The 7763-nt window shown below is 41.5% G+C and carries 7 protein-coding genes; 4 read left to right on the top strand and 3 right to left on the bottom strand.

The genetic code is table 11. The annotated features are described in order from the left end of the window. Positions 1-85 precede the first annotated feature (85 nt). Together AC6RV6_RS27095 and AC6RV6_RS27090 are read right to left on the bottom strand one after the other, a co-directional pair. The gene (locus tag AC6RV6_RS27095) at positions 86-877 is read right to left on the bottom strand and encodes an LmeA family phospholipid-binding protein (RefSeq protein WP_500244011.1); all 792 of its coding nucleotides are present in this window, start codon (positions 875-877) and stop codon (positions 86-88) included. A gap of 208 nt (positions 878-1085) precedes the next feature. Then, positions 1086-2594, bottom strand: coding sequence for a UbiD family decarboxylase (locus AC6RV6_RS27090; RefSeq protein WP_500244010.1), 1509 nt, complete (start codon positions 2592-2594; stop codon positions 1086-1088). Positions 2595-2737: 143 nt separating this feature from the next. Between AC6RV6_RS27090 and AC6RV6_RS27085 the strand changes: the two genes are divergently transcribed. From AC6RV6_RS27085 to AC6RV6_RS27070, 4 genes are all read left to right on the top strand, one after another. Then, entirely contained in the window at positions 2738-2986 is a 249-nt protein-coding gene (locus tag AC6RV6_RS27085; protein ID WP_500244009.1) for a hypothetical protein, read from the top strand. Between the two features lie 183 nt (positions 2987-3169). Continuing rightward, positions 3170-4204 (top strand): ABC transporter substrate-binding protein, encoded by a 1035-nt coding sequence (locus tag AC6RV6_RS27080; protein ID WP_500244008.1) that lies wholly within the window; start codon positions 3170-3172, stop codon positions 4202-4204. Between the two features lie 107 nt (positions 4205-4311). Then, positions 4312-5091: an ABC transporter ATP-binding protein gene (locus AC6RV6_RS27075; protein ID WP_500244007.1), complete on the top strand. Its 780-nt coding sequence runs from the start codon at positions 4312-4314 to the stop codon at positions 5089-5091. Positions 5092-5115: 24 nt separating this feature from the next. Further along, a complete protein-coding gene (locus AC6RV6_RS27070) occupies positions 5116-5979 on the top strand; it encodes an ABC transporter permease (RefSeq protein WP_500244006.1) in 864 nt (287 codons plus the stop codon). Between the two features lie 44 nt (positions 5980-6023). Here AC6RV6_RS27070 and AC6RV6_RS27065 read toward each other — a convergent pair whose 3' ends face one another. Then, positions 6024-7544: a CPBP family intramembrane glutamic endopeptidase gene (locus tag AC6RV6_RS27065; protein ID WP_500244005.1), complete on the bottom strand. Its 1521-nt coding sequence runs from the start codon at positions 7542-7544 to the stop codon at positions 6024-6026. Positions 7545-7763: the final 219 nt, after the last annotated feature.

Below are 7763 nucleotides of genomic sequence, written 5' to 3'. Positions count from 1 at the left end.
CACCAGTCACCAGTCACCAGTCACCAGTCACCAGTCACCAGTCACCAGTTAAGAAGCCAAACAACCAACACCAAATAGTCAATAACTAACCTGCTTTCGGAATGCGTTCAATTTGGGCGTAACCGCTAAAGAGAAGCCTTTTCCCTTGGGTTTCCAAACGGTTGAGACGCAACATGACCCCATCGAGATCGAAGCGATCGAGATCTACCATATCGTTGAGAATTTCTACGAGGATTCCCATTAAAATTTTAGAAATTCCTTGTAATGAATCGGGAACGCGATCGCTTTCAAATTCTGCCCCCTCAAAGGTAATGCGCCGACGCTTTGCCAGTCCCAAGGTACAACTAAAACTAATGGGAACAATTTGATTGGTTACGTCAGCATTGGCAAAGAGTTTGATGCGATTTTGGGGTAAGAGTTCGAGGTGAATATCGCGAAAAGAAACGGGTTGACCTCCCGATAAATTAGTTAAGCGGGAATCTGTGAGATTTTCTAAGCGCTTTCTCACGAGTTCGGCAGTAAAGGCGTGATTAATGTCGGTTTCGCTTAATTTGACGATCGCGATCGCTTGTGTGGGCTGCTTCAAGGCAATATTGCCCTTGAGTACCGACCCAAAATCTAACGATACTGCATCCGTTTCGAAGGACATTTCCTCCGTGCGAAAATCCTGACGAATAACCAAACCCTGTCCGAACATTTTGAAGCTGTCTACGGTACCCTGCAATAATTTGCTAGAAGGATTGCAGCGTACTGTGACATCAACCAACTCGCTACGGGTAAAAAGGTGGCGGATGGTTTGATTGGCGACGGTATTGAGAAGGTTTTCTCCCCAATCCGTCCCGCGATCGTTATTCATTCCAACTAAGCCACCAATCATATTTCCTTTTAGATGTAACGAAATATTACTTTGTCTTTCTTTTGTTGTAACAAACTATTAAGGATTCGACAATGGGGAAAGCAATTCGCAGTTCGCAATTTGCAGTTCGCAATTCGCGGAAAGATAGAGAGGGGAAGCATTCACACGCAATACAAAAAAAAGACTTATATCTTGGATTAGAACTCGCAATTCTTCTCTTGCCATCTTTTCAGTGCATATCGTAACCAAATAGGTTAGGGTCTACTTCTTTTAAATCCAACTCATCTAAGCCGTATTCTACCCAACGGCGATCGACCATTTCCGCGACATCGCGATCGCTTTCCAAAACTTCTCCCCATTCATGCTCTGTCTCTGGGGGGATTTTTGTCGTCGCATCAATGCCCATGCGACCCCCCAAACCAATTTTTTCGCTGGCAAAATCTAAGGTATCGAAGGGGGTTTCGGGCAGGATAAAAACATCGCGAGATGGATCGACTTTGGAACTAATCGCCCAAACCACTTGCCTCGGATCGCGAATATTTATCTCTTTATCCACGACAATGACAAACTTTGTATAAGTGAACTGAGGTAAAGCACTCCAAAAAGCCAGTGCTGCGCGTTTTGCCTGTCCGGGATAGGCTTTATCAATGGAAATAATGGCCGCTTTATAACTTAATGCTTCCATTGGTAGGAAAAAATCGGTAATTTCCGAGACCTGCTGGCGCAAAATAGGGGTATAGATGCGATTTAATGCGATCGCCATCATCGCTTCTTCTTTGGGGGGACGGCCGCTAAAAGTAGTTAAATAAATGGGGTCTTTACGATGGGTTAAGCAGTGAAAGCGAATGAGGGGAGAATCTTCTACACCGCCATAGTAGCCCATATGATCTCCAAAGGGTCCGTCGGGGAGCATTTCTCCGGGGTTTATCGTTCCTTCTAACACGAATTCAGCATCGGCGGGAACTTCTAAATCTAAGGTTTTACATTTCGCCAAAGCGACTCCCGATCCGCCATATAAGCCGGCAAATAACCATTCTGATAAGTCTACGGGAATCGGAGTGGCTGCGGCCATAATAATTAAAGGATCCACGCCTAAAGCGATCGCAATTTCTAATTTTTTCCCCGCTTCAGCAGCTTTTCGCAAATGTCTTGCCCCACCTCGCACCGAGAGCCAATGCACGGTCATGGTATTTTTAGATTGCAATTGCAGGCGATAAACCCCTACATTAGGAGTCCCAGTCTCGACATCTTTAGTAATCACTAAACCCAAGGTAATAATTTTACCTGCATCTCCGGGATAGGGACGAATCAGAGGGATTTTGTTCAGATTGAGGGCTTCTTTTTCAAGAATCACTTGCTGACAAGGTGGAAAAAAATTGCGTCCCGGTTTGGCTTTGATGACATCAAATAAAACCTTACCAAAATCGATCGCTTGGGAGATTTTTTTCGGAGGTTTGGGTTGTTGCAGCATGCCTAATTTTTTTCCCAAGGTTTCTAAGTCCTCGGGTTTTTCCATGTTCATCGCCCAACAAATGCGTTCCACTGTCCCCATCAGGTTAATGGCGACCGGAAAGTCAGTCCCTTTGACGTTTTCAAATAGGAGTCCGGGACCGCCAACCCGCAACATTCGATTGGCAATTTCGGCAATTTCCAAATCTGCATCCACGAGGGTGCTAATTCTGTGGAGTTGTCCTCGTTTTTCTAGGAGTTCGATGAATCCTCTTAAATCTCTAGCCATTAGCGATCGCAATTTTTTTAACCTGACTCTTTTAATTATAGAAGGTTATGCGCTCGAACAGCCGTACGGCATCGATATCCCAAGCGAATATAAATTTGTTAGCATATGAATAGTTCATTCTAAAGGAGTTAAAGGTAATTTAGATGACTGCTGAAGATTCAAATAGCAAACAAAATTCTGTTCTTAATGTTGTCTACCGATTTTTTGGTGGGGCTGCACTGGGTATTTTTATGGTAATCGTTCCTTATTTGCTATCGCCGATAGAACTGAATTGGCTGAACGCTGGAATTGCATTATTACTGGTCATATCTTGTGGGTTATTATCAAGCGCTTTCGGTGAAAAATTCATTGAATCTCTGACAAAACTTTTAGATTCCTCTGGTCTTTATTAAGTTAGCAAAAAATAAAGATAAAGTTATCAACCAAAGCGATCGCTTTAGCCGATCGCTTTTCTTCTTGTTTTCTTGGCTTGCCTAAAAAATCAAAGCGAATCTTGATACGATGTATTCCTCTCAAGCCTCATCTTTGTTAAGTTAAATATAGTAACGGTTATTGAATGTTAACAAAATAACTACATGAAAAAAGTTCACTGGAAACGCCGTCAATTCTTGCACTACAGTTCATCCGTCCTGACTGGTGCATTGCTGGTTGCTTGTAGCGATCGCGTCTCAGAGTCGTCTCAAACCGAGAAAGGAGAAACCTTCGATAAAATTACCTTTGGCACGAATTGGTACGCACAAGCCGAACATGGAGGATTTTACCAAGCTATGGCTACAGGAATTTATCAGGAATATGGCTTGGATGTCACCATTAAAATGGGAGGCGCTCAAGTTAACGGCGTACAGCTTTTATTATCCGGTGCGATCGACTTCTTTATGGGAGGGGGTTCAGAAACGATTAAAGCAGCAGAAGAAAATATTCCTCTGATCGCCGTAGCCGCGATTTTTCAGAAAGATCCTCAAGTCTTAATTGCTCATCCTGATATGGGGGTAAAAACCTTAGAAGATTTAAAAGGAAAACCGATTTATGTTTCTTCGGGTGCCAATCTTAATTTCTGGCCATTTCTTACAGGAAAATATGGTTTTGGTGACGATCAAAAACGTCCCTATAATTTTACCGTCGGTCCGTTTCTAACTGATAAAAATTCGGCTCAGCAAGGATATCTAACTTCAGAACCGCTAAAGGTCAAACAAACAGGAAAATTTGAACCACTTGTCTTTCTTCTTGCAGATTATGGTTATACGCCTTATGCAACCACAATTCAAACTCGTCAAGAAATAGTGACCAAAAATCCTAACTTAGTACAGCGATTTGTTGATGCTTCTATTAAAGGATGGTACAGCTATCTCGATAATCCAGAACCCGGCAATCAACTGATTAAAAAAGATAATCCAGAAATAAGCGATGAACAACTTGCTTACAGCTTGGAAAAAATCCAAGAATATAACATAATTTTATCTGAAGAAGCGAAAGAAAAAGGAATTGGAATTATGACCGACGAACGCTGGAAAACATTTTTTGAGACAATGGTAGAGGCGGGTATCTTTCAACCTGATACTGATTACAAAAAAGCCTTTACCTTAGATTTTGTGGGCAAAAAACTAGAGTAAAATAAAGCGATCTATCATTGCAAAAAATATTCTCTCTGTCGGAAAAACATTGCTTATCAGCACTTCTCTATACTGCATTTATTTGAGAAGTCCTATAAATAACTAATATGAAAGGATTTCCAGCATTAACCCTCGATCGCATTACTAAAACCTATCCCAATAACACCATTGCTGTCAAAGACTTAAGTTTAAAAGTTTTTGCAGGAGACTTTGTGAGTTTAGTCGGTGCTTCAGGATGTGGAAAAAGTACGGTATTACAACTAATTTCAGGATTGGAGCAAGCCACTTCCGGGAATATTCTCTGGGATGAGAAACATAGCGACACGGCACAACAAAAATTGCGCGATCGCGATCTCGCTTTCGTTTTTCAAGAAGCCTCTCTTCTCCCTTGGGCGACAGTTGCTGATAATATCTACTTGCCGTTAAAATTAGCAGGAATTCCTCGCAATCGCGGTAATATTTTAGTGGGAGAAGCGATCGAGTTAGTGAATTTAATCGGGTTTGAAAAATGCTATCCTCGCGAACTTTCTGGTGGGATGAAAATGCGCGTTTCGATTGCGAGAGCTTTAGTCACGCAACCACAAATTTTGCTCATGGATGAACCTTTTGGAGCATTAGACGAACTAACTCGAGAAAAGTTAAATAGCGATCTTTTAACGCTTTGGCAGGAAAAACATTGGACGGTTATTTTCGTCACTCATAATATTTACGAAGCGGTGTATTTATCCAATCGTGTTTTAGTCATGTCTTCCCATCCTGGTTGTATCTTTGACGAAGTTGCGATCGCTGCACCTTATCCGCGCAATGAAGATTTTCGGACTTCAACAACCTGCAATGAATATTGTCGGCAAGTTTCTCGGAAATTACAAGAAGCCATGAACTCTTAAATAGTAATATTTTCTATAACTTTTATGAAAACATCTCCTCGATCAATCTCAGACTCAGAAAATGTAATCAATTCGGCTGTTTCGAGTTTACCGATCGATCGTATTTTCAGAAAACTTCTTTCTCCTGATATTATTGCTCCTTTTATTGTCGGGATTATCGCCATATTGGTTTGGGAAGGGTTTGTCCGAGTGATGCAATTACCATCTTATTTGTTACCAGGTCCTTTTTTAGTCATAAAAACTTTGATCGTGGATTGGGGAAAACTTTTTCCGGCCCTATTAATTACGCTGCAAATAACAGCTTTTGCCTTTTTAGCTGCAACAATATCGGGACTTTTTGTCGCGATATTATTTGCTCAAAGTAAATGGATCGAGCGCAGCTTTTTCCCTTATGCTGTTATTTTACAAACTACTCCCATTGTTGCGATCGCACCTCTCATTATCATGTGGTTGAGAAATAATACATTTGCTGCTTTAGTCGTCTGTGCGTGGATTGTGGCATTTTTTCCGATTGTTTCTAATACAACATTAGGATTAAACAGTGTCGATCGCAACTTACAAAATGTTTTTAAACTCTACAATGCCTCACGCTGGCAAACATTAATTCATTTGCGTTTACCCAGTGCATTACCTTATTTTTTAGGAGGATTGCGAATCAGTGGCGGTTTATCTTTAATTGGGGCAGTGGTGGCAGAATTTGTAGCCGGGACAGGAGGATCGCGATCGGGTATTGCTTATCAAATTCTCATGTCAAGTTACAATCTGCAAATCCCACGAATGTTTGCTGCATTATTAATGACCACGGTGTTAGGTGTTTTGATTTTTGTTGCCCTCACATTTTTGTCTGAATATTTGTTAAAAAACTGGCATGAAAGCGCAATAAAATGATAGAATGGGTTTGCGCTTTAACTCTTAAATAAACAATAAGAAAATTATCCTCCCCCGAGAATAAATAAACTGAGTAAGGTGCCGCTATTCCAAAGACTGTGAAGAAGAATGGACGCGAGGAGATTTCGAGACCGCGCATAGACAAATCCTAAAATAATGCCTAAAACAGTCAAGGGGAATACTTCTGCTAGACTTAAATGCGCGATCGCAAAGATTAAACCACTTAAACCAATGGCTCCCCAAAGTGGAACGTAACGAGTGAGAGAAGGGAGCAAAAAGCCACGAAACATAATCTCTTCAAAAATAGGTGCAGCGAGAGAAGCCGTAATCAAAAAGATAAACAATGCCCAGCGATCGCGTGCCTCTAATGCTAAAAGAATAATCGGATTTCCTCCTCCTTGTCCTTGCCAAATTTGCTGATTGATGAGGGAAACAATGAGAACTAACGGTACCGCTACGCAATAACCGCCAAATCCCCATAACATCCATTTACTCAACCATTGAAAGCGAAACCAACCTTCAGGTAATGGTAAATAAGAACGAAGAGAAAAATAGAGAACGCTCAAACCTCCGACCATCATTAATAAATAAGTAATGAGAATGTAGAGTGCCTTTTCGCGCAAGGAAAACTCGGCTGGGTTTAACCCCGATAAAGCGATCGCAAAAGGTAAAATAAAGGGCAGAATTAATTGAGATACTGCAAAAAAACCAACGATTAAAACTTGCCAAGTTACCTCACTATCCCAAGCTACTTCCCAGTTTTTGGAACTCATCCCCAGCAGAGAATTCTCTTTTTGTAAAACCCATTGCACTAATAACACCAACAGTAAACTAATTCCCAAAATTCCACCCACGATCGGGAGTCCGCCAATAATGGCCAGTTTGACGATCGCGTTTTGAGAAATCACTTCTTCTTCTGCTTGTAACCCTGAGAGCGCCTTATCTTGCTGCGTGACTTCATATAACCGATTTAAGGCTTGAAAGCGAAACCAACCCTTGAGGTTGTTTTGTAAAATTATTTCTGTATCGGCAGCAATCTCGCCGGTATCTTGCCATAATTCTTGCAAGATATCCACAGTTTTCACAATATCCAAAGAAGGCGATCGCGATTGTAAACCCTGCCATGTTTGACGAGCCGTTTCAATATCTCCTCGTCGTACTTGTAAAATACTTAAGTTCACATCTAATTCATCGATATCGCGATCGATTTGCGCGATCGCTTCTCGAATTTGGCTTTTTTGAGGAGTCTCATGCAAAGCGATCGATTTGGCGCGATCGCTTTCAGGTGCTAATTTTGCTTGTAATTGAGCGCGATTTTGTTCGGCTTCTTTCCTTGCTTTTTCGTATTGTTGTTGTGCTTGGAGATAAGGTTCTTTGCCTAATAAAGTCGTAATGCGATCGTCTTGCTTGCTCGCAAACTCCACCCCATGTAGCACGAGATCCGTTTGAAATAACTGCAAGCGGCTTTGGACTTGAGGTTCGCTCCAACTCGCTCCCAAAGAAAGAAAGATTTTTGCGATCGCAAAAACCGTTAAAAAGATCAAAATTAAGCGTTTTCTTGTCATGTTGGTGATTGGTTGTTGGTGATTAGTTATTGGCTATGCTCGATCGCTTTCTCTGGATCAATAATAAAGCCCGCACTGCATAAAGCTAGGTGCGGGCTTGGGATTAACGGAAAGAGGAAAAGAAGCGCGATATTCCGATCGCGCTTCTTTGTCAGATGACTAGGATTTACTGAACTTCATCAATAGTAGGCAGACCTTCAAAGACTTCAACGTTACCAT

The organism is Spirulina sp. LEGE 11439, assembly GCF_059821285.1.
Note: the sequence above shows the minus strand (reverse complement) of the source record. Positions and strands in the feature narration are given on the sequence as shown.